The 22,629-nt window shown below is 35.4% G+C and carries 18 protein-coding genes and 3 tRNA genes; 8 read left to right on the top strand and 13 right to left on the bottom strand.

Annotated elements, in window-relative coordinates; genetic code table 11:
- Positions 1 to 9: 9 nt before the first annotated feature.
- From rodZ to yfmF, 3 genes are read right to left on the bottom strand one after another with little or no spacing between them, the layout of a single operon-like run.
- Positions 10 to 831 (bottom strand): cytoskeleton protein RodZ, encoded by an 822-nt coding sequence (gene rodZ / locus B7721_RS01355; RefSeq protein WP_049489930.1) that lies wholly within the window; start codon positions 829 to 831, stop codon positions 10 to 12.
- A gap of 35 nt (positions 832 to 866) precedes the next feature.
- Positions 867 to 2,150 carry an EF-P 5-aminopentanol modification-associated protein YfmH gene (gene yfmH / locus B7721_RS01350; RefSeq protein ID WP_084877142.1) on the bottom strand — a complete coding sequence of 428 codons (1,284 nt, stop codon included), beginning with the start codon at positions 2,148 to 2,150 and terminating at the stop codon, positions 867 to 869.
- On the bottom strand, positions 2,147 to 3,397 hold the full coding sequence (gene yfmF / locus B7721_RS01345; protein ID WP_000424576.1) for an EF-P 5-aminopentanol modification-associated protein YfmF: 1,251 nt from the start codon (positions 3,395 to 3,397) through the stop codon (positions 2,147 to 2,149). Before yfmF ends, yfmH begins: the two co-directional genes overlap by 4 nt.
- 160 nt (positions 3,398 to 3,557) lie before the next feature.
- On the opposite strand from yfmF, the gene yaaA reads away from it, so the two are divergent.
- Positions 3,558 to 3,926: a S4 domain-containing protein YaaA gene (gene yaaA / locus B7721_RS01340; protein ID WP_000455874.1), complete on the top strand. Its 369-nt coding sequence runs from the start codon at positions 3,558 to 3,560 to the stop codon at positions 3,924 to 3,926.
- Positions 3,927 to 3,928: 2 nt separating this feature from the next.
- Positions 3,929 to 5,026 carry a DNA replication/repair protein RecF gene (recF, locus tag B7721_RS01335; RefSeq protein ID WP_000266685.1) on the top strand — a complete coding sequence of 366 codons (1,098 nt, stop codon included), beginning with the start codon at positions 3,929 to 3,931 and terminating at the stop codon, positions 5,024 to 5,026.
- A gap of 51 nt (positions 5,027 to 5,077) precedes the next feature.
- Here recF and guaB read toward each other — a convergent pair whose 3' ends face one another.
- Together guaB and trpS are read right to left on the bottom strand one after the other, a co-directional pair.
- Complete coding sequence (gene guaB, locus B7721_RS01330) at positions 5,078 to 6,556, bottom strand: IMP dehydrogenase (RefSeq protein ID WP_000073416.1); 1,479 nt, start codon at positions 6,554 to 6,556, stop codon at positions 5,078 to 5,080.
- Positions 6,557 to 6,717: 161 nt separating this feature from the next.
- Entirely contained in the window at positions 6,718 to 7,743 is a 1,026-nt protein-coding gene (gene trpS / locus B7721_RS01325; protein ID WP_061586800.1) for a tryptophan--tRNA ligase, read from the bottom strand.
- Positions 7,744 to 7,938: 195 nt separating this feature from the next.
- Between trpS and B7721_RS01320 the strand changes: the two genes are divergently transcribed.
- Together B7721_RS01320 and B7721_RS01315 are read left to right on the top strand one after the other, a co-directional pair.
- Positions 7,939 to 9,561 carry an ATP-binding cassette domain-containing protein gene (locus tag B7721_RS01320; protein WP_084877140.1) on the top strand — a complete coding sequence of 541 codons (1,623 nt, stop codon included), beginning with the start codon at positions 7,939 to 7,941 and terminating at the stop codon, positions 9,559 to 9,561.
- Positions 9,562 to 9,622: 61 nt separating this feature from the next.
- Positions 9,623 to 12,175: a YfhO family protein gene (locus B7721_RS01315; protein ID WP_084877139.1), complete on the top strand. Its 2,553-nt coding sequence runs from the start codon at positions 9,623 to 9,625 to the stop codon at positions 12,173 to 12,175.
- Between the two features lie 21 nt (positions 12,176 to 12,196).
- Here B7721_RS01315 and B7721_RS01310 read toward each other — a convergent pair whose 3' ends face one another.
- On the bottom strand, positions 12,197 to 14,851 hold the full coding sequence (locus B7721_RS01310) for a YhgE/Pip domain-containing protein (protein ID WP_084877137.1): 2,655 nt from the start codon (positions 14,849 to 14,851) through the stop codon (positions 12,197 to 12,199).
- Between the two features lie 128 nt (positions 14,852 to 14,979).
- Between B7721_RS01310 and B7721_RS01305 the strand changes: the two genes are divergently transcribed.
- Positions 14,980 to 15,522 carry a TetR/AcrR family transcriptional regulator gene (locus tag B7721_RS01305; RefSeq protein WP_000665080.1) on the top strand — a complete coding sequence of 181 codons (543 nt, stop codon included), beginning with the start codon at positions 14,980 to 14,982 and terminating at the stop codon, positions 15,520 to 15,522.
- A gap of 34 nt (positions 15,523 to 15,556) precedes the next feature.
- Here the strand turns inward: B7721_RS01305 and B7721_RS01300 are convergent.
- The 7 genes from B7721_RS01300 to rlmH all read right to left on the bottom strand — a co-directional run bounded on the left by B7721_RS01300 (position 15,557) and on the right by rlmH (position 18,734).
- A tRNA-Asn gene (locus B7721_RS01300) sits at positions 15,557 to 15,630 on the bottom strand.
- 5 nt (positions 15,631 to 15,635) lie between these two features.
- Positions 15,636 to 15,707, bottom strand: a tRNA-Glu gene (locus B7721_RS01295).
- Between the two features lie 51 nt (positions 15,708 to 15,758).
- The gene (gene comE / locus B7721_RS01290; protein WP_000866079.1) at positions 15,759 to 16,511 is read right to left on the bottom strand and encodes a competence system response regulator transcription factor ComE; all 753 of its coding nucleotides are present in this window, start codon (positions 16,509 to 16,511) and stop codon (positions 15,759 to 15,761) included.
- Positions 16,508 to 17,827 (bottom strand): competence system sensor histidine kinase ComD, encoded by a 1,320-nt coding sequence (gene comD, locus B7721_RS01285; RefSeq protein WP_084877135.1) that lies wholly within the window; start codon positions 17,825 to 17,827, stop codon positions 16,508 to 16,510. The genes comE and comD overlap by 4 nt, the downstream gene beginning before the upstream one ends.
- Positions 17,828 to 17,847: 20 nt before the next feature.
- A complete protein-coding gene (comC, locus tag B7721_RS01280) occupies positions 17,848 to 17,973 on the bottom strand; it encodes a competence-stimulating peptide ComC (protein WP_000799678.1) in 126 nt (41 codons plus the stop codon).
- Positions 17,974 to 18,137: 164 nt separating this feature from the next.
- Positions 18,138 to 18,211 (bottom strand) — tRNA-Arg (locus tag B7721_RS01275).
- 43 nt (positions 18,212 to 18,254) lie between these two features.
- Positions 18,255 to 18,734 carry a 23S rRNA (pseudouridine(1915)-N(3))-methyltransferase RlmH gene (rlmH, locus tag B7721_RS01270; protein ID WP_084877134.1) on the bottom strand — a complete coding sequence of 160 codons (480 nt, stop codon included), beginning with the start codon at positions 18,732 to 18,734 and terminating at the stop codon, positions 18,255 to 18,257.
- A 185-nt stretch (positions 18,735 to 18,919) separates the two neighbouring features.
- On the opposite strand from rlmH, the gene B7721_RS01265 reads away from it, so the two are divergent.
- From B7721_RS01265 to dnaA, 3 genes are all read left to right on the top strand, one after another.
- The gene (locus B7721_RS01265) at positions 18,920 to 20,116 is read left to right on the top strand and encodes a S1C family serine protease (protein ID WP_084877132.1); all 1,197 of its coding nucleotides are present in this window, start codon (positions 18,920 to 18,922) and stop codon (positions 20,114 to 20,116) included.
- Positions 20,117 to 20,173: 57 nt separating this feature from the next.
- Positions 20,174 to 20,932 carry a ParB/RepB/Spo0J family partition protein gene (locus B7721_RS01260; protein ID WP_084877130.1) on the top strand — a complete coding sequence of 253 codons (759 nt, stop codon included), beginning with the start codon at positions 20,174 to 20,176 and terminating at the stop codon, positions 20,930 to 20,932.
- Positions 20,933 to 21,148: 216 nt separating this feature from the next.
- Complete coding sequence (gene dnaA / locus B7721_RS01255; RefSeq protein WP_000660625.1) at positions 21,149 to 22,510, top strand: chromosomal replication initiator protein DnaA; 1,362 nt, start codon at positions 21,149 to 21,151, stop codon at positions 22,508 to 22,510.
- Positions 22,511 to 22,629: the final 119 nt, after the last annotated feature.

The following is a 22,629-nucleotide window of genomic DNA, read 5'->3' as shown; positions in this document are numbered from 1 at the left end:
GATTTTTCCTTAATCTGTAGTAAATGTAAGTGTCACAGTTCCAGTCTGAGTTGTCAGCTTCGAGGTGTCAATCGTTTGATTGTCCACAGTCACAGTAACTCCCTTCACTACACCTAAAGTAATGGTAACGGGGTTCTTAGTTGAAACTGTTGTTTTTACATTCTTATTGTCTGCGGACAGTGTCACACCACCCTCCAGCTCACTTCCTGAAACACTTACCCAACTAGTTGCATCTGATACTGCCAGTTGAACAGTAGCGGTTTCCTTACTCGTTTTATACCGAGCTTCAATGCGGTTTCCTTCGCCTGACACTGTAATAGTTGATTCCGTAGTAGAAGACGAGCTAGACGTCTGACTACTAGAAGATGAACTAGATGAGGTTGTGGAACTAGTCGAGTTCACAACGCTATAATTAGCTGAAGAAGGACTTGGCTGAGTTTGGATGTAGTTCCAAACATAGTAAGTGACAAAAATTAAAATTGACAAAGCAAATAGAACGAAATAAAACAAGGGGAGATAAGACGTTTTTTTCTTATTTGATCGTCTGCGACCAGACAAGTCTTCTTCATCGACATCTACCTCTTCGTAGGTAATCATACTGCCTGAATCGTAGGCATCCAAAACAATTCCTTCATCTAACTCTACTGCCCAGGCATATTTTCTTAAAAAAGAACGAGCGTAGAAGGTACTAGGAAGTAAATCGAAATCATCTGCCTCCATGGCTTCTAGAAAATGCAACTGAATTTCAGTTTTTTCCTGCAATTCTTCTAAACTCAATCCCTGGTTAATTCTGGCTAAACGTAGAACCTCGCCAATTGTTTTTTTTCTCATACGTACCATTCCTTCTTTCTAGTATTAGTCATCTTTTAAGCTGGAAAGATTGTAAAATCAACTAGATCACCATTATCAATCAAACGATGTCCAGCTTCTAGAACATCCTCCAAAGTAATTTCCTGTAAAATTTTCGGAAAATCAAAAATTGTTTCTCCGCGATCCATCGGTTCGTATTGAGTTGCAATAAATTCCAAAGAGTTCATGCTACTGAAAAACTCCCCAAACATCTCACTCTTAACAAGATCTAAATGTTCCTCGGTAATATCCGCATCATTACTAAACTGACGAATCGCTTTACGAAATTGATGCGACAGAGAAACAGGCTCTTTGGTGTCCATTGTCAATATCACAAAATGAAAGCGACTGTTGACTTCAACCTCAAGTGACAATGACGCATCTAACTTCCCAGTCTCATATAACTTTTGAAAACGATCAGAAGTCCACCCAAACATCATCGTAAATAGTAATTTCAATAAAATATTGTAACGATAAGACTCAGCTTCTGTTATTTGCCCATTACCTCTAATCGCAACAGCAAGTTTAGGTGAAGAAACTTCCATCCGAAGACTATCTGTTTGCTTCACAGGCTGCAAAAGGAGTTGCTCTTTTGAAACCGTAAACTGGTTTGAAACTTCCTTTTCCTTTTTCGAAAAGTATTCCTCAACAACTTCCACATCAAGATTTCCAACTAAAAACAGTGACATGTTGACAGGTTTGTAAAAGTCTGTAAAGTTCTCTTTTAAATTTGAAACTTGAATCTCAGAAATTGATTTTTCACTTCCAACTATATCTGTTGCTAAAGGAGTATCAGGATAAAGGTTGGCTAATGTTGCAAAAAACAAACGTGAGTCTGGATCATCTTGGTACATTTCTCGTTCTTGCTGGATAATATCCTGTTCCCTCAAAACTGATTCTTCTGTAAAATGAACATCTCCAACTAACTCATCTAGCAAATCTAAATTCTCTAATAGATGGTCAATTGTTGAAAAAAGATAGCTGGTCTTAGTAAAGCTTGTAAAGGCATTACTGTCCGCACCTAATCGAGTAAAAGCAGCCATTATATCCTCAGAGTTTTCTCTTTCAAACAATTTATGTTCAAGAAAATGGGCAATTCCTGCTGGATGATGACGTAAACCTTTTTCCAAGCTTGTATAAGTTGCATCTACAGAACCAAATTGAACCGTTACAAATCCATAAACCTCATTGAAATCTTGCTTAGGGAGTAAAGAAACTGTCAATCCATTTGACAATTGTGTTTTGTAGACTGTTTCCTTTACAGCAGAATAGTATTTTTCTTCAAAAGTAACCTTTGTCATTCTACTCCTTCCATAAAGTAAATCGCTTGTAACTTCAAACTGTTGGCAACTTTACAGACAGCTTCTTTATCAACACTCTCTAATTTTGCCACCAATCGATCAATATCAAAGCTTGATTTTCCAAATAGAGAATTCAAATATATTCTTTCAACTAGGGTCTGTTGATTATCTTGAGCCACCAACAAAGATCGTCGAATCATCTCCTTGGTTTGTTCAAGTTCAAAATCTGTAAAGTTACCCTTTTTCAGATCTAGCAATTGATGATTCATCATTTTTCTAGCCTGATTTCGATTTTCTCTATCGATACCCGCATACATCCTTAACAGACCATCAAACAAATCCAATTGACTAGAGACTGTGTAGGCTATTCCAGCATTTTCACGAACGTTTGTAAAAAGTTTCGAATGTGCAAATTCACCCAACAAACCATTCATAACAAGCATGGGCAAATGCTCATCATCACCATATTTTACAGGAGAATGATAGCCTAATTCTAAAATAGATTGCCCAACATTCCTCTGAACCATTCCTTCTCGTAGAACATTCGAATAAGATTGATGGTACTGGATAGTGACGCCGTTCTCTCTAGCTGTAAAGGGTAATGACTTCAGTGATTCTGTAATTTCTACTTCGTTGAAATCACCTAAGAAAAAGAAATCAATACGATCATTTTTCAGAGCATTTTGAAAGCACGTGTAGCTACTTTCCGGAGACTCATTTAAAATGCTATTTCGTAAATCACTGTATCTCAATTGAAGACGCTCATCATGGAAGAACAAGCTATCCAACTCCTTATGAGCAAAATAAAATGAATCATCCATATCAGTAGCTAGACTAGCCAATAACTGTTTTCTTTCAATTTCAAATAGGGCTGGCTCAAAAGCACCATCTTGAACTAAGGGAGCAAATAAAGTCTGTTTCACTAATTCCAAAATTCGAGAAGTCAAGACATTTTTTTTACTTAAAAAATCATCCCTCACATAGGTAAACGTTAGGTCAAGAATATGTGCCTGTCCCCTACGATAAGTACTTGTGGAAATATCTGTTCCATATAAACTTGCCAAGTATCTGCGAAATGCTTGTGATGTTGGGTAAACTTGATTTGCCGTCTCCAACATACTTGCACTTAACATACGTCCTGCTATTGTCTCAAGAGATAAGGGAGCAGTAAAACGAATAGTGATTTTATTTGTTTTAAACTTTTTGGATTGAACAAAATGTGCTGAAATTCCAGGCACTAATTCCATACCTTACCTCCTTACATATAGAGTTCTATTATACCACGAAAATCAAAATTTTTCTTGTTCTCTTTATAGCTTTAAAGAGTAAAACCGTTTTCATTTCAGCAAACTTTCCTTCAGCTATTTCAAGGGAAATATGGTATAATACCAAAGATTGAGGTGAATTATGGAATACAAATTATTTGAAGAATTTATTACGCTCCAAGCACTCCTAAAAGAACTTGGAATTATACAAAGCGGTGGTGCTATCAAATCCTTTTTAATAGATCATCAAGTTTACTTTAATGGCGAGTTAGAAAGTAGACGTGGGAAAAAAATCCGTATTGGAGATACGATTGACATTCCTGATTTAAAGATTGACATCACCTTGACAAAACCAAGTTTAAAAGAGCAAGAAGAGTATCAAGCAGATAAGATTGAGAAAGAGCGAATTGCTAAACTTGTCAAAGAGATGAATAAAGGCGTCAAGAAAGAAAAACAAAAAACTTCTTCATCGCCTAAAACCAAACAACCTCCACGTTTTCCAGGAAGATAACCATGTGGCTCCAACATTTAACAATTAAAACCTTTCGAAACTACAAAGAGGCAAAAATTGATTTCAATCCAAAATTAAATGTCTTTCTAGGTCAAAATGCACAAGGAAAAACCAATATTCTAGAAGCAATCTATTTCTTAGCCTTGACACGTAGTCATCGGACTCGTACAGATAAAAATCTCATTCATTTTGATGAAGAACAACTCCATCTTTCTGGCTTGCTACAGAAAAAAACAGGCTCTATCCCTCTAGAAATTGATTTAACACCAAAAGGGCGTGTGACTAAAGTCAATCACTTAAAACAAGCTCGCCTCTCTGACTACATCGGACATATGAATGTGGTTCTCTTCGCACCTGAAGATCTACAGTTAATTAAAGGAGCTCCCTCCGTTCGTCGAAAGTTTATAGATATAGAACTGGGACAAATTAAACCAATCTACTTGTCAGACTTGTCAAACTATAACCATATACTCAAGCAAAGAAATACTTACCTAAAATCCAGCCAAAAGATTGATGAAACATTTCTGTCAGTATTAGATGATCAGTTAGTAGAGTATGGATGTCGCGTTATAAAGCATCGAATAAAATTCATTAAAGACTTAGAGAAATTTGGTCAAAAAAAACACTTAGAAATTTCAAATAAATTAGAAGAGTTGTCAATATCTTATCAAGCATCTGTCAACTTCACTGATGAAGAACAGCTAACAAGTTCTTTTAAAATGGCTTTGGAGAAAACCAGATCAAGAGATTTGTTCAAAAAGAATACTGGTGTCGGCCCTCATCGAGATGACATTACTTTCTATATCAATGGTATGGACGCTAGTTTTGGAAGCCAAGGTCAACATCGTAGTCTTGTACTTTCTATCAAACTAGCAGAGATTGAGCTAATGGAAACTATTACCAATGAGTCTCCGATACTACTGCTTGATGATGTTATGAGCGAACTTGACAATACACGGCAACTAAAATTACTAGAAACCATTTCTCAATCTATCCAAACCTTTATTACAACAACAAGTTTAGACCACTTACAAAACTTGCCAGAAAACCTTAGTATTTTCAACATCCAAAACGGTAGAATATCTGTAAATCAAAATTGACACCTTTGTAAACAAAAAGAACTCCTGGATTTCAGGAGTTCTTTTTACTTCTTACATGGAGTAGTTTGGTGCTTCATTAGTAATTTGTACATCATGAGGATGGCTTTCTTTTAGACCAGCCCCAGACATTTCAATAAATTGAGCGTTGTCGTGCAATTCTTTAAGGTTAGCTGCACCACAGTAACCCATACCAGAGCGAATACCACCAATCATTTGGAAGACAATATCAGCTGCTGCGCCTTTATAGGCAACACGTCCTTCAATTCCTTCTGGAACAAGTTTGTTTGCTTCATTGACAGAACCTTGGAAGTAACGGTCACTTGAACCTTTCTTCATTGCAGCGATTGATCCCATACCACGGTAGGTCTTAAACTTACGTCCTTGGAAGATTTCCGTTTCACCTGGTGCTTCGTCTGTTCCAGCGAACATTGATCCAAGCATAACCGCATTTCCACCTGCAGCAAGGGCTTTTACAATATCTCCAGAATACTTGATTCCACCATCAGCAATGATTGTTTTTCCATATTCACGCGCAACAGCTGCTGCATCATAGATTGCTGTCACTTGTGGGACACCAACCCCTGCAATCACACGAGTGGTACAGATAGAACCTGGTCCAATACCGACTTTGACAACATCTACACCTGCATCATAAAGAGCACGCGCACCTTCTGCAGTGGCAATATTACCCGCAATCAAAGTGCGGTCTGGGAAGTGAGCACGAATTTCAGCAATTTTACGTAGAACACCAGCAGAGTGACCATGTGCAGTATCAATAACAATTGCGTCAGCTCCTGCTTCAAAAAGGGCTTCGGCACGTTCAAATGTATCTGAAGTGACACCCACCGCTCCAGCAACTAGAAGACGACCAAACTCATCTTTTGCAGCATTTGGAAACTCAATAACTTTTTCAATGTCCTTAATAGTAATCAAGCCAGAAAGACGACCTTCTTCATCCACTAAAGGAAGTTTTTCAATACGGTGTTCTTGAAGAATGCTTTCAGCTGTTGCAAGGTCTGTACCAACAGGAGCAGTAACAAGATTTTCACTGGTCATATGGTTTGAGATTGGCTGATTGTAATCTGAAATAAAGCGAAGATCTCGATTTGTTAGAATACCAACCAATTTACGATTTTCAAGTGTCTCTACAACTGGAACACCACTGATACGGTAACGTCCCATCAGTTCATCTGCTTCAGCAATAGTGTGTTCTGGAGTCAAGAAGAATGGATCAATAATAACACCATTTTCAGAACGTTTTACCTTGCGAACTTCATCTGCCTGTTGCGCAATAGACATATTTTTATGGATTACTCCAAGACCACCCGCACGAGCAATGGCAATAGCCATTTGACTTTCTGTGACTGTATCCATGGCGGCTGTTATAATTGGGATATTTAAAGTCAGATTATCTGCCAATTTTGTTGTTAAATCTGCATCATTAGGCAACACATGACTTTCTGCTGGAATGAGCAATACATCATCAAAGGTAAAACCTTTTTTTAAAAATTTAGTATCCCAATTAGACATTGAAGTTTCCTCTTTTCTTTCTTTTTGAGCTTGACTCTTTTTGTATTGTATCTATCATACCATTCTATGAAAATTTGTCAATTATATTTATGGTAGAAATCATAAAAAACTATCCCTGTGATCCTATGGAAGAGATAGTTTTACGATTCATATTTTATCTATTATTTAAAATAATTTAGTCCCATTGCTCCCTTGACTTCAGATAGAGTTTGCCCCGCAACCTCACGCGCTTTCTCACTACCTTTTTGAAGCATATTGTACACTTCTCCCATATCCTTAGCAAATTCGATACGGCGCTCACGAATAGGACCAAGTTCGCGTTCTAATATTTCAAGTAGATAACGTTTCGTCTTCACATCACCAAGACCACCACGTTGATAATGTTCTTTCATATCTGCAATTTCTTGAGCATCTTCTGGACGACCAAACACATCTAGATAATGGAAAACCATGTTTCCTTCAATCTTACCTGGATCCTCCACTCGAATATGATCCGGATCAGTATACATGCTCATGACTTTTTTACGCAACGTATCCGCATCATCTGCTAGATAAATACCATTATTAAGGGATTTAGACATTTTAGCATTTCCATCTAAACCAGGCAAACGTCCTGCTCTCTCATTTTCTGGATAAACACCTTCCGGCTCCACCAAGACCTCACAATTATAAGCATGATTAAAGGAACGAACAATCTCGCGAGTTTGCTCAATCATTGGTTTCTGATCTGTCCCAACAGGAACATAATTAGCCTTGAAAGCAGTAATATCTGCTGCTTGCGCAATCGGATAAACCAAAAATCCTGTCGGAATACTTTCTCCAAACCCTTTTTGAGCAATCTCTGTTTTTACTGTCGGATTCCGTTCCAAGCGAGCTAGTGATACCAAATTCATATAGTACATAGACAGCTCAGCCAACTCTGGAATCTGACTTTGAATAAAGATAGTTGATTTACTTGGATCCAATCCAACTGCTAGATAATCCAAGGCAACATTCCCAATCGATTCTACAATCGTTTGAGGGTCTTTGGCGTGATCTGTCAATGCTTGTTGGTCCGCCAAAAAAACAAACATCTCATACTTGTCTTCTTCCTGCAGTAATACTCTATTTTTAAGACTCCCAACATAATGTCCAATATGCAGTTTTCCTGTTGGGCGATCTCCTGTTAAAATAATGGGTTTCGTCATTTTTTTCTCCTTCGAAATGGTCTCTTCAATTATAGCATTTTTTTGTTAAAATAACAGAAAATTATTTAAATCAAACAACTAACTCATTGTAAACAAACCTGTAAACTTAATTGACATAAAATTGACAAACAAAAATTTGAATATTTCTCTCTTTTCTAGTAGAATAAATATATTACATATTATAGGAGAAAAACATTGCTTACAGTATCTGATGTTTCACTACGTTTTAGTGATCGCAAACTTTTTGATGATGTCAATATTAAATTTACAGAAGGAAATACATACGGATTGATTGGTGCTAATGGTGCTGGGAAGTCTACATTCTTAAAAATCTTAGCTGGTGATATCGAGCCAACAACTGGTCACATCTCTCTTGGTCCAGATGAACGTCTCTCTGTTCTCCGTCAAAATCATTTTGACTATGAAGATGAACGAGTTATTGATGTCGTCATTATGGGAAATGAAAAACTTTACAACATCATGAAAGAAAAAGATGCCATTTACATGAAGGAAGATTTTTCAGATGAAGATGGTGTTCGTGCAGCCGAACTCGAAGGTGAATTTGCTGAACTTGGAGGTTGGGAATCAGAAAGTGAAGCGTCTCAACTACTTCAAAACCTAAACATTCCAGAAGAATTGCACTATCAAAACATGAGCGAATTGGCCAATGGTGAAAAAGTGAAGGTTCTCCTTGCTAAAGCCTTATTTGGTAAACCTGATGTTCTTCTTTTGGACGAGCCAACCAATGGTTTAGATATCCAATCGATTACTTGGCTAGAAGACTTCTTGATTGATTTTGATAACACCGTTATCGTAGTATCCCACGACCGTCACTTCTTAAACAAAGTGTGTACTCATATGGCCGACCTTGACTTTGGAAAAATCAAACTCTATGTCGGAAACTACGACTTCTGGAAAGAATCTTCTGAGCTTGCTGCTAAATTGCTAGCAGACCGTAATGCTAAGGCAGAAGAAAAAATTAAGCAATTGCAAGAATTCGTTGCTCGCTTCTCTGCTAATGCTTCTAAATCAAGACAAGCAACGTCTCGTAAAAAAATGCTTGACAAGATTGAATTAGAAGAGATTGTGCCATCTAGTCGTAAATACCCATTTATCAACTTTAAAGCAGAACGTGAGATTGGTAATGATCTCTTGACAGTAGAAAATCTAACTGTAAAGATTGATGGCGAAACTATCCTAGACAATATTAGTTTCATCTTGCGTCCAGGTGATAAGACAGCTCTTATTGGACAAAATGACATCCAAACGACTGCATTAATTCGTGCAATTATGGGTGACATCGACTATGAAGGAACTGTCAAGTGGGGAGTTACTACTAGCCGTTCTTACTTGCCAAAAGACAACTCGGCTGATTTTGCAGGAGGAGAGTTAATCCTTGACTGGTTGCGTCAATTTGCAAGTAAAGAAGAAGATGACAATACCTTCCTACGTGGTTTCCTCGGCCGTATGCTCTTTTCTGGAGATGAGGTTAACAAACCTGTAAACGTCTTGTCAGGGGGAGAAAAAGTTCGTGTCATGCTTTCAAAACTCATGCTCTTGAAATCAAATGTTCTTGTACTTGATGATCCAACAAATCACTTGGACTTGGAATCTATCTCAAGCTTGAACGATGGATTGAAAAACTTTAAAGAATCAATCATCTTTGCTAGTCATGATCACGAGTTCATTCAAACTTTAGCAAACCATATTATTGTTTTGTCTAAGAATGGCGTCATTGATCGTATCGATGAAACCTATGATGAATTCCTAGAAAATGCAGAAGTACAAGCAAAAGTTAAAGAACTTTGGAAAGATTAAATAAGACTTCAAAACTCAGTTGGGGTAACCAACTGAGTTTTCTATCATTCTACGAGGTAACATGAAATCATTTTTTAAAACATATTGGACCTATTTTGTTTCTTTCATCATTCCTTTAGTAATTATGACTGGAGTATACCTAACTCAAGGTATCTACTGGAATAGCGATACATCTCCACTATTAGGAGACGGTTTCCATCAATACGTTATTTTTGATGTGGCTTTACGAAATATTTTACATGGAAATGGTAGTTTGTTTTACACCTTTACAAGTGGCCTCGGACTGAATTTCTATGCTCTATCTAGTTATTACTTGGGTAGTTTTCTCTCACCTCTGGTTTACTTTTTTAATCTGTCGAATATGCCAGATGCTGTTTATCTGACCACTCTCTTAAAATTTGGATTGATTGGTCTGTCAACCTTCTTTAGTTTGACTAGATTATTTAAAGATATCCCAAAATTTTTAAAACTTACCTTATCTACTTCCTATGCTTTAATGAGCTTCACTGTCAGTCAGTTAGAGATTAAAACCTGGCTAGATGTTTTTATCTTGATTCCTTTAATTATAACTGGTTTACACCTACTTATAACACAAAAGAAGCGCCTACTATACTTTACAAGTTTGTCAATCTTATTTATTCAAAATTATTATTTTGGGTATATGACAGCATTGTTTCTTATTTTCTGGTATCTCTGCCAAATTTCTTGGGACTTTAAAACTCGAAAATCATCTTTTCTTGATTTTGTTGTTACCTCCTTTTTAGCTGGAATGGCTAGTTTGATTATGACTCTTCCTACACTGTTTGATTTACAAACTCATGGAGAGAAGTTGACTGCCATCACAAAATTAAAGACAGATAGTAGCTGGTATCTGGATATTTTCGCAAAACAATTCATTGGATCTTTTGATACAACTAAATATGGATCTATACCAATGATTTTTGTTGGATTACTTCCTTTTATTTTGACCATTCTATTTTTCACAATAAAATCCATAAGGTTTCACGTGAAACTTATCTATGCAATTTTCTTTACTTTTTTAATAACAAGCTTTTACATAGAAGCACTTGATTTATTTTGGCAGGGGATGCATACCCCAAATATGTTTTTGCATCGCTATGCTTGGATTTTTTCCACTCTGTTAATTTATACTGCAGCAGAAGTCTTAAATCGTCTGAAAGAACTGAAGCTCTGGAATCTATTTGTCTCACTTTTTCTTGTACTAACAGGATTTTTGGCTACTGTCTATTTTAAATCACACTATTCTTTTCTAACTGATTTGAATATCCTACTCACTCTTGAATTTCTACTAGTTTATACTCTTTTACTTCTTGCAGTCATTAGAAATTTTATCTCTATAAATCTATTTGCAATTCTTTTGTCTTTATTTATAACAGTTGAGATAAGCTTAAATGCATCATCTCAAATGGAAGGAATAGCTAAAGAATGGGCCTTTGCTTCTCGTAGCGCCTATAATAGAGATATCACCGCTATGGAATCCATTCTAAACCAAATTGACAATTCATTTACACGTACTGAAAAACTGCAAATTCAGACTGGAAATGACAGTATGAAATTTAACTACAATGGAATCTCTCAATTTTCGTCTGTACGAAATCGCTCAGCTAGCACTAGTTTGGATAAACTGGGATTCAAATCCTCTGGAACCAATCTCAATCTCCGCTATGTTAATAACAGTCTTTTAGCAGACAGTTTATTTGGAATCCAGTACAATATTTCTGAAACTTCACTTGATAAGTATGGCTTTCAAGAGATTTATCAAAAGGATCATTTAACCTTATATAAAAATCAACTCTCTTTACCCATTGCCTTTGCCACTCAATCTATTTACACAGATGTAAACTTTAACAATCACACTCTAGATAATCAGGCTTTATTTATAAACCAGCTTGCTAATCTCAACTTAGATTACTTCTCCCAAATAGCATCTGATAAAACAGATACTTCAGATGGTTTAACGAGCATCACAGGTTCTGCTAATGAAGATGCAAAGATTGATTATCAAATTGAGGTTCCTCAAAATAGTCAAGTCTATCTCTCTTTTTCAAATCTTCATTTTACAAACGATAAGCAAAAGAAAGTTGACATCATTGTCAATGGAGAAAAGAAGACTTTTACAACTGACAATGCATTTAATTTCTTTAATTTGGGTTATACTGAAAAACAACAAACTTTCAATATCAGTGTTAGTTTCCCTGGAAATTCTCAGGTGTCATTTGAATCTCCAACCTTCTATCGTTTAGATACTCAGGCTCTTACTGAAGCAATCCAAAAGATTAAAGAACAACCTGTAGAAGTATCCACCTCTAAAAATAAAGTCTTTGCTACATATGAAGTAAAACAAGATACCTCTATTTTCTTCACTATTCCTTATGACAAAGGTTGGTTTGCATACCAAGATGGGAAAAAACTTGAAATCAAGCAGGCTCAGACTGGTTTTATAAAAGTTGATGTTCCAAAGGGAAAAGGCACCATTACACTTTCCTTTATCCCCAATGGTTTTGTTATTGGAGCAGCCTGCTCACTAACTGCCCTTCTTCTTTTTGGGATCTATAATCACAGACGAAATTTATCTAAGACAGAAAAAGATTGACCAATTCCTTGGTCAATCTTTTTAATCTTCTTCCATTTTCTTAGGTTGATAAGTTAGCATACCTAAAGCAGTAAATAAAGCTAGTGTTATAATAAGGAAAATCACTTGGTGATGAATATTTCCTGTCATAGAGATTGTTTGTCGTAAACCTGATACAGAGTAACTCATTGGTAACCAAGGATTGACACCCTTAAAGAAATCATTTGTTAAAGCAAGTGGGTAGGTCCCTGCACTTGATGCTAACTGTAATAAAAGTAAAATAAGAGAGAAGAAAGCTCCTATACGGCTATTCCAAGTTGTTAAAGCTGTCACCATAGACATGAAAGCTAAACTTGTGATTACAATTAGAATCAAGGTCCTCATCTCATGGTTCGCAGTCATTCCAATAAGATGGACACCTCCATAAACTAAAACACCTGCTAAGACAGCTATAATCCCATTTATTTCAGAGCGAGACTTCAACCAAGCCCAACGACTCTCTGGATGACGTCCAGAAGGCAACTTAGCAAAAATCATATTGGTAGATATAGCAGCAACAAAAAGAGCAACTGATATCATATAAGGAGCCATAGCAATCCCATTTACAGGAACTTGGTCGTTATCTGTTTTTGAGAGAACTAGAGGTTCAGATAATGTTTCTGCATTTTTAGATTCTGTCGAAGCTGATTTGAGTTGATTATTAGCATTGCCTAATCCTTGTCCTAATGAATCAACTCCTGTCTGTAAATCTTCAAGACTAGAGGTTAAGGTTGTTCCACCAGCTGATAGTTTTCCAGCACCATCTGATATCTTCATAGCGCCACTTCCTAGTTGGGATGCTGCAGAAAGTAACTGTGTTGATTTGTCTGTTAATTGACCAGAGCCAAATTGTAATGTAGTAAGACCTGCTATCAGCTCTGGACTCTTATTGTTCAATTGGGCAGAACCAGTTGACAAGCTTTCTATACCTGATACTAATTCTGGAGCTTTTCCAGCTAACGCATCTACTCCAGCTGTCAAGGTTGATGTATTTTCTGTCAACTTACTTGATCCAGAAACTAATTTATCTAGACTAGTTGTTAAACTTGTATTCTTTTCACTTAGTTGATTAGCACCAATAGAAATAGTATCCAGTCCTTTAGTATAGTTTACAACACCTTTTTCAATTGACTGACTTCCAGGAACTAACTGATTATTTACAGAAGTTTGTAAGGTTGTAAATCCATTTGACAAGGTTGTCAAGGAGCTAGATGCTGCAGGTAAGAGTTGATTTGCCTTCGTCTGTACATCAGATAGATTAGTTACTTGTTGTTCTGAATTCTCTATACTTTCTTTTAATCCTCCTACTGTCGTTAAAATTGTTTTTGCTGACTCAATAGTAGAATTAGAATTTTTAGAAATAGCTTCTGTCAGTTCTTTCTTTTGTTCCTCTGTAAGAGATTGATAAGTAGCTGTTGATTGAAGGTTTGCAAGAGTTTTCTCTTGTTCTGTCTGACTTTTGGTCACAATATCCTGAGCAAGAGTTGTTAGATTTGGCAAAGCTTCTGACAATGTACTTTTCAGTTGAGTATTATCTGATATTGTAAGAGCTTGTAGTGTTTTATTTAGTTCTCCTAAGCTTGTTGCCAATTGCGCTATTTCTTCATTTTGTTGAGATGAGGACTCTAATTGGCTTGAAATTTCTTTAATACCAGTATTTAATTGCTCCATTCCATCTCTTAGTGTATCTGATTGATTGGATAATTGACTTGTTCCGTTAGAAAGTTCTTTCACACTACTTGTATAAGCATTTACACCAACTGAAAATTGATTGAGACCTGTATCCAGTTGTGAAACGCCACCTGTATAGGACTTTATACCTGTATTTAGCTTATTTACACCTGTCACCAACTCAGGAGTTTTTGAAGCTAATTGACCAAGTCCAGTGTCAACTTGTGAGACAGCATTTGTATAACTTTGTAAACCACTATTAAAAGTTCCTAAACCAATATGTAATTGCTCTATAGCAGACACATAGCTAGATAAGCCTTTTGTAAATTGATCCGCTCCATTTGAAAAAGTTACAGTTGAATTAGCTAGAGTATTAAGATTTGTCGTCAACGTTTGACTTCCCGTCACCAACTGATCGGCTCCATTAGCCAATTGTTCACTTCCTTCAGCTGCCTTATTTATTCCAGACTTCAAATCATTCATTTTTTGAAATAAAGCCTTAGTGTATGTTTCAGTAATATTAGTAGAGACGGTTTGTTTTAATTGTGTCATTGCAGAATCACTCATCTTACTTGCAATAAAGCTATGCCCACTTGAAGTCTGATAATCAATCTGCATCTGTTCAGGATGATTCGTTAGGATAGAAGTAGCTTTTTCAGATAAGTCACTTGGTAATGTTACCACCATATAGTAGTCCCCATCTTCTAGTCCTTTTTCCCCTTCCTCTTCATTAACAAAGTGAAAATCTAAAGCCTTATTTTCTTTTAAATTAGACACCATGTCTTCACCTATTGTCATTGTCTGTCCATTATAAGAAGCTTCCTTATCTTTATTGACAACTGCCACAGGTAACTCCGATACTTGACCATATGGATCCCACATGGACGATAAAAATATAATGTTGTATAAAGCTGGAATGAGAGAAATCCCTATCATTACAATGATAAAGATCGGTTTTTTAAATATTGCTTTCCATTCTTTAAACATGTTTCCTCCTTTTTTACACATATTGTCTAAAATTTTGATATAATAGATTATACATCAAAAAATCCAAATTACAAGGTGAAAAATACTTTTTTAGACATATAGTCTATTTTTGTGTACGAGGAGGAATTATGAAAGAAAGTAACAAACGTTTAAAAACAAAACGAATTATCGAAAATGCCATGGTTCAATTATTGATGGACCAGCCCTTTGATCAAATTTCTACTGTCAAGTTAGCAGAAAAAGCCGGAATTAGTCGTTCCAGCTTTTACACTCACTACAAGGATAAGTATGATATGATTGAACTCTACCAAAGTAAGCTATTTCATACCTTTGAGTATATTTTCCAAAAACATGCTCATCACAAAAGAGATGCTATTTTAGAAGTATTTGAATATTTAGAGTCTGAGCCACTCTTGGCTGCACTCTTATCTGAAAATGGGACAAAAGAAATCCAAAATTTCTTGAGAAATAAGCTTCACATTATGCTTAGCACCGACCTTCAGAAACGCTTTATGAAATTACAACTCACTCCAATAGAATTAGAATACAGCAGTATTTATCTAACAAATGCCCTATTTGGTGTTTGCCAGACTTGGATTGCTCACGGAAAAAAAGAAAGTCCGCAAGAAATGACAGACTTCCTTATGAAAATGTTAGGTGATGTTAACTAAAAAAGAACACCAATGGTGTTCTTTTTTTATCTGACTCCGCCAGTAGGACTCGAACCTACGACATCATGATTAACAGTCATGCGCTACTACCAACTGAGCTATGGCGGATAAAATAGTCCGTACGGGATTCGAACCCGTGTTACCGCCGTGAAAAGGCGGTGTCTTAACCCCTTGACCAACGGACCATCTATCTGTAGCAGATATAACCATTATATCAATTTCTTACTAATTGTCAATCACTTTTTAGATTTTTTCTCTAGAATATCTTTTAGTTTGCGGACTTTTAAACGAGTAATCGGACAACGATGATCTTCATAAAAAACAACTTCTAAATTCTTTCGATCAATTTCTCTCACATTTCCCACATTGACAAGGAAAGATTTATGGGAGCAATAAAATCGCTGGGTATGTTTGTCCTTTTCCTGAATATCTGTCATAGTTCCATAGAATTCTTTTGCAAAATTCTTACCAATAATCCGAAGTTTATGAGAAACTCCTGTGGTTTCGATATACAAAATATCATGGTAAGGAATTTTCAAATCATTTCCTTTATAGTTGTAATCAAAATAGTCTACAACATCTTCGTTTTCAAGCAGCATGCTCTTAGTGTAAAAAATACTCTGCTCGATGCGTTTTTTGAACAATTCATCATTGATATCTTTATCAACAAAATCTAGGGCTGATACCTGGTATTTATACGTTAAGGTAGCAAATTCAGATCGACTGGTAATAAAGACAATAATAGCATAAGGATTGTGATGACGGATAAACTGAGCCACTTCAAATCCTTTTTTCTCGATTCCATGAATATCGATATCTAGGAAATAAAGCTGGTTTACTTCATCATTTTCGATATATTCCTTAAACTCACGAACTTTTCCTGTTGTCTTATATGAAATAGGAATATTCGATTCTTCCGAGATTTCATTTAATATTCTCTCTAGTCTCACTTGATGTTCAATAACATCTTCTAAAATTAATACTTTCATTCGAATTCCCTCTTAAATCTAATAATTTGTCTAAATGTGTTGTCTTCCATCTCTGTTTCTAAAATAATGTTGTCATACTTATCTAAAATCTCTTTGACATTATTAAGTCCTAAACCTCTATTTCTTCCCTTGGTAGAAAAACCTAAGGCAAATAGATCCTCTGAAGGCGTCATAGTGATTTTGCATGAATTCTGGATAACTATAACTGTTTCAAAATCCATTTTAATGACTGCAACTTCCATTTGTTTCAAATAACTATCTGCAGCACCTTCAACAGCATTGTTTAATAAAATGCTCATGATACGAACAAGATCAAGTAAATCTATTGACAGTCTAGTAATGATATCCTTTACTTCCAATGTAAACTCTACATCATTTTTTCGTGCATAGACAATCGATTGAGCAATTAAACTTCGTAAAGCAGAATCTTCTATGTTATTTAAATCAAAGTAAGTATATTTTTCTGACCTCAATTTCTGATTTGCTTTTACTAAGACTTCATTGTAAACCCTGTTAATTTCTTGTAAATCTCCACTGTCAATCGCCATTTGCATGCTGACAAGCATTCCTGCATAATCATGACGAAAACCTCGAATTTCATTATACAACTCCACAATTTCATCAGTATAAGTCTGTAAATGTTTTTGTTCAAATTTCTTTTGTTTTAGAGCAATCTCTTTTTCAATTTGGACCTTGTGAGAATTCATTGCAAAGAAAATCAATAACAAGCAAATAAAAACAATGGTTGATAAAATACTTCCGAAGCTATTTAAATGATGAGTTGTACTTACTATATCTGAAATAAACAATAAGATATGCAAACCAAAAAAAGCAACTATTACTTTTTTTAAAAAAGGGTACAGATAATCTTTATCAAAATATTTAATTTCCAGATGAAAATAACGAATTATTATTAGAATAGAAAAATAAGTCATCAACAATACTGCTAAAAGAAATGTACTTTTATAGTGTAATACTACTTCATCTCCTGTTATAGAAGATAAGGTTACGGATATAAAAGTATGAGTACTGTGATATAATAAAGACAGTAGTAAACTAATAAAAATAGCTTTGTATTTTTCAGACTTCTTTAACTTTCTTAAATAAAGGTACACAACCAAAGGAAATAAAAATTTAGACAAAGCAAAACTATTAGAAAATACTAGTGTAATAATTTCTTCAAGTATAAAAACTGAGATACATGTGTAACAGAAAAAAACAATTTGTTCTTTTCTATTTATTTTACAAATCCATTCATAACTTTTGCTAATGATGAGAAAATAAAAAATAGCTATCCCTAATCCAAATAAATCCATTACTCTCTACCTTTATTTCATTACTTTCTTCTTGGAAAAATAAGATTACGAATTGTTTCTGAAATTCTCCAATCTCCACCTCGAATCTCCTGCAATTCTGCCTCTGTTACTTCTTTAAATTGTTCCAACTTTACTGTATTTTTCATAATGAAATCTCCTGTATTATTTTTTCTTGTAAGTTAACTTACACACCTATTATACAAAATGAAGACCATGTAAGAAAAAATTCTTCCCAACTGTACATTTTTGCACCTGAAACGCACTTTTTTAAGAAAAAAGCTGGGATTTACCCCAGCTTCGCATCTAAAATTGATCCCAGCAGGATTCGAACCTGCGACCGTTCGCTTAGAAGGCGAATGCTCTATCCAGCTGAGCTATGAGACCTAACATGACCATTCTATCAAAAAACAAGAGCTAAGTCAATCTTCTATTTGTGGTAAGGAGAACCCTGTTGAATTGTAAAAGCACGGTAAATTTGTTCAACTAAAACCAATCTCATTAACTGATGTGGTAATGTCAGACGTCCAAAACTGACAGAAAGATTGGCCCTATTTTTTACAACAGGAGCTAGACCCAAACTTCCTCCAATGATAAAAGTAAGCGTTGAGTATCCTTTGATAGAAGCTTGCTCTAGTTGCTTACTAAATTCCTCTGAGGAGAGTGTTTTTCCTTCAATGGCTAGTACAACGACAAATTCTCTTTCTCCAACCTTAGAAAGAATTCTTTCACCTTCTGTTTCCAAGATTTTTTGATTTTCTAATTCACTGGCTTTGTCAGGTGTCTTCTCATCAGTGAGCTCAATCATTTCTAATTTGGCGAAACGTGAAATTCGTTTGGTATATTCAACAATACCATCTTTAAGGTATTTTTCTTTTAATTTTCCTACTATTACAATTTTTATTTTCATTCTTCTATTCTATCATATCCACACTTCATTTCACATCTTATACACACAAAAATCATCCTAAATTTCTAGCAAATTCACAGAATAAAGCGAGTTATCCACAACTTGTGTAAAACTTTAAGCTTTTAAGTTTGGATTAAGTTAATAGGTTTATAATCTGAGTAAATAAATAACAAACGGAGGTGTTTATGAAACACTTACAAAAATTTTACAAAAAAGGAGTTAAAGTTCTAATAATCATTCTAATCGGATTTTTAAGTGGTGCCTTAGGAAGTTTCGTAACATTACAACTTTATCAAAAACAAGGAAATCAAGCTACGAATAATAATTCTGGCACTGTCACTCAAACATCCTATAAAAATGAAAACTCAACCACTCAAGCAGTAAATAAAGTTAAGGATGCTGTTGTCTCAATCATTACTTATTCTTCTTCTAGCAGTAGACAAAGTAGTGTATTTAATGCTGATGACACTAATTCTGATTCAGACAATCAACAAATCGCAAGTGAGGGATCAGGTGTTATCTATAAAAAGGATGATAAAGATGCCTATCTTGTAACTAATACTCACGTTATCAATGGAGCTTCAAAAGTTGATATCCGCTTAGCAGATGGTACTAAGGTTCCTGGTGAAATTGTCGGATCTGATACCTTCTCTGATATTGCTGTCGTTAAAATTTCTTCAGAAAAAGTTACAACAGTAGCAGAATTTGGGGATTCAAGTCAACTTAGTGTTGGAGAAACAGCGATTGCTATCGGTAGTCCTCTAGGTTCAGAATATGCTAACACAGTTACACAGGGGATTATTTCAAGTCTTAATCGAAATGTTTCTCTAAAATCTGAAGATGGTCAAGCTATTTCAACAAAAGCCATTCAAACAGATACAGCCATTAACCCTGGTAACTCTGGTGGTCCACTTGTAAACATTCAAGGACAAGTAATTGGTATTACATCAAGTAAAATTGCAAGTAATGGTGGGACATCTGTAGAAGGTCTTGGTTTTGCAATTCCTTCAAACGATGCACAAAATATCATTAAACAGCTTGAAAGTAATGGTAAAGTGACTCGTCCAGCTCTTGGAATTCAAATGGTTAATCTGTCAAACGTTGGAGCTAGTGATCTTAGAAAACTTAACATTCCAAGTGGCCTCACTTCAGGTGTAGTTGTTCGATCTGTTCAAAACAATATGCCAGCAAATGGACATCTTCAAAAATACGATGTCATTACCAAAGTTGACGATAAAGAGATTGCTTCATCAACAGACCTACAACACGCTCTTTACAATCATGCTATTGGAGATACTATCAAAGTAACCTACTACCGTAATGGTAAGGAGGAAACAACCTCAATTAAACTAGATAAGAATTCTAGTGATTTAGAGTCTTAATTGACATCAGTGTAAAGAAAACTTTACAGAAAGTAAAAGATATGTTAGTGTAGAATCATGGAAAAATTTGAAATGATTTCTATCTCTGAAATACAAAAGAATCCTTACCAACCTCGGAAAGAATTTGATGCAGATAAAATAAAGGAATTAGCTCAGTCAATCAAAGAAAATGGGCTCATCCAACCAATCATCGTTCGTCAATCTCCTGTAATTGGTTATGAAATCCTTGCAGGAGAGAGACGATATCGGGCTTCTCTCTTAGCTGGTCTTACTTCTATTCCAGCCGTTGTAAAGCACCTCTCAGATCAGGAAATGCTGATCCAGTCTATCATTGAGAATTTGCAGAGAGAAAATTTAAATCCTGTTGAAGAAGCACGCGCCTACGAATCTTTAGTAGAAAAAGGATTTACTCACACTGAGATAGCGGATAAAATGGGGAAATCTCGTCCTTATATCACTAATTTTATTCGTTTACTTTCCCTACCAGAATATATCTTAGCTGAAGTAGAAAATGGAAAAATTTCTCAAGCGCATGCACGTTCACTAGTTGGTTTGGACAAAGAGCAGCAAGACTATTTCTTCCAACTAATCAAAAATGAAGATATTTCTGTGAGAAAGTTAGAAGCACTTCTTACAGATAAAAAACACAAGAAGCAAAAAAAAAGTGATTCTTTCATCAAAGACGAAGAAGATCAATTAAAAAAACTACTCGGTTTAAGTGTAGAAATTAAACTTTCAAAAAAAGATACTGGAAAGATTATTATCTCCTTTTCAAGTCAAGAAGAATACGATAGAATTATTAACAGCCTGAAATAAGGCTGTTCTTTTATTTTCTTAACCCACAAATTTATCCACCAATTTTTTTATCAAAAAGCCTACTAAATCAAGGATTTTTCTATTTATCCCCAACCTGTGGATAAATACTACTAACATTGTGGATTCTTTTCCCCAATCTGTGGAAAAATCCTATTATCTATGGTAAAATAAGTCTAGCACTAAACTACTAAAATCATAGTAAAGGAGGAAAATTAGTTGAAAGAAAAGCAATTTTGGAATCGTATTTTAGAATTTGCTCAAGAAAGATTGACACGATCTATGTATGATTTCTATGCTACACCTGCTGAACTCATCAAAGTAGAAGAAAATACAGCTACTATATTTCTACCGAGATCAGAGATGGAAATGGTGTGGGAAAAGCAATTAAAAGATATTATCATTGCTGCTGGTTTTGAAATTTATGATTCTGAAATCAAACCTCACTATATTTTCACTAAACCTCAGAGTACAGAATCTCCTCAAGTAAATGATACGAATAGTGTCTCTACTTACGATTACACACCTGCACTACCAACGATTCCCTATTCTGAAACAGGATTAAAAGAAAAATATACCTTTGATAACTTTATTCAAGGTGATGGGAATGTTTGGGCAGTATCTGCTGCACTAGCTGTATCTGAAGATTTAGCTCTGACCTATAATCCTCTTTTCATCTATGGAGGACCTGGTCTTGGAAAGACTCACTTACTCAATGCGATTGGAAATGAGATTTTGAAAAATATTCCTGATGCGCGTGTCAAGTACATTCCTGCCGAAAGCTTTATCAATGACTTTCTTGAACACTTGCGACTTGGGGAAATGGAAAAGTTCAAAAAGACTTACCGTAGTCTTGATCTCTTGTTAATCGATGATATCCAATCTCTCAGTGGCAAAAAAGTTGCGACCCAGGAAGAATTTTTCAATACCTTCAATGCTCTTCATGATAAGCAGAAACAGATTGTCCTAACCAGTGATCGAAGTCCTAAACACCTAGAAGGCCTTGAGGAAAGACTTGTTACACGCTTTAGCTGGGGATTGACGCAAAATATCACCCCTCCTGACTTTGAGACACGTATCGCCATTCTTCAAAGTAAAACAGAGCACTTGGATTACCATTTCCAAAGTGATACTCTGGAATACTTGGCTGGCCAATTTGATTCAAATGTTCGAGAATTGGAAGGAGCAATCAACGATATCACTTTAATTGCCAGAGTGAAGAAGATTAAGGATATTACTATTGATATTGCTGCGGAAGCTATTAGAGCACGTAAGCAAGACGCCCGCCAGATACTTGTTATTCCAATTGAGAAAATCCAAACTGAAGTTGGTAATTTTTATGGAGTGAGTGTTAAAGAAATGAAAGGTACGAGACGAGTTCAAAACATCGTTTTGGCACGTCAGGTTGCCATGTATCTAGCTAGAGAACTGACAGATAACAGTCTTCCGAAAATCGGAAAAGAATTTGGCGGAAAGGATCACACCACCGTTATTCATGCCCATGCTAAAATCAAATCATTGATTGACGAAGACGATAATTTACGTTTAGAAATAGAAGCAATCAAAAAGAAAATTAAGTAGCTTGTGGATAAATTTTCCTTTCTTATCTTTTTTATCCACATTTTTTAAACAAGCTTAGAAGCTTAAGTTTACTAAATAGCACTCAGTTTTCCACAGAATTCACACACTCTATTATTACT

The sequence above is a fragment of the Streptococcus oralis subsp. oralis genome (assembly GCF_002096445.1).
GTDB classification, from domain to species: domain Bacteria; phylum Bacillota; class Bacilli; order Lactobacillales; family Streptococcaceae; genus Streptococcus; species Streptococcus oralis_N.
The sequence above is the reverse complement of the archived record's forward strand: the minus strand, read 5'-3'. Positions and strand labels throughout refer to the sequence as shown.

Coding starts and splice junctions, on each gene's coding strand:
- rodZ (WP_049489930.1), bottom strand. CDS start 831: ATGAGAAAAAAAACAATTGGCGAGGTTCTACGTTTAGCCAGAATTAAC.
- yfmH (WP_084877142.1), bottom strand. CDS start 2,150: ATGACAAAGGTTACTTTTGAAGAAAAATACTATTCTGCTGTAAAGGAA.
- yfmF (WP_000424576.1), bottom strand. CDS start 3,397: ATGGAATTAGTGCCTGGAATTTCAGCACATTTTGTTCAATCCAAAAAG.
- yaaA (WP_000455874.1), top strand. CDS start 3,558: ATGGAATACAAATTATTTGAAGAATTTATTACGCTCCAAGCACTCCTA.
- recF (WP_000266685.1), top strand. CDS start 3,929: ATGTGGCTCCAACATTTAACAATTAAAACCTTTCGAAACTACAAAGAG.
- guaB (WP_000073416.1), bottom strand. CDS start 6,556: ATGTCTAATTGGGATACTAAATTTTTAAAAAAAGGTTTTACCTTTGAT.
- trpS (WP_061586800.1), bottom strand. CDS start 7,743: ATGACGAAACCCATTATTTTAACAGGAGATCGCCCAACAGGAAAACTG.
- B7721_RS01315 (WP_084877139.1), top strand. CDS start 9,623: ATGAAATCATTTTTTAAAACATATTGGACCTATTTTGTTTCTTTCATC.
- B7721_RS01310 (WP_084877137.1), bottom strand. CDS start 14,851: ATGTTTAAAGAATGGAAAGCAATATTTAAAAAACCGATCTTTATCATT.
- B7721_RS01305 (WP_000665080.1), top strand. CDS start 14,980: ATGAAAGAAAGTAACAAACGTTTAAAAACAAAACGAATTATCGAAAAT.
- comE (WP_000866079.1), bottom strand. CDS start 16,511: ATGAAAGTATTAATTTTAGAAGATGTTATTGAACATCAAGTGAGACTA.
- comD (WP_084877135.1), bottom strand. CDS start 17,827: ATGGATTTATTTGGATTAGGGATAGCTATTTTTTATTTTCTCATCATT.
- comC (WP_000799678.1), bottom strand. CDS start 17,973: ATGAAAAATACAGTAAAGTTGGAACAATTTAAAGAAGTAACAGAGGCA.
- rlmH (WP_084877134.1), bottom strand. CDS start 18,734: ATGAAAATAAAAATTGTAATAGTAGGAAAATTAAAAGAAAAATACCTT.
- B7721_RS01265 (WP_084877132.1), top strand. CDS start 18,920: ATGAAACACTTACAAAAATTTTACAAAAAAGGAGTTAAAGTTCTAATA.
- B7721_RS01260 (WP_084877130.1), top strand. CDS start 20,174: ATGGAAAAATTTGAAATGATTTCTATCTCTGAAATACAAAAGAATCCT.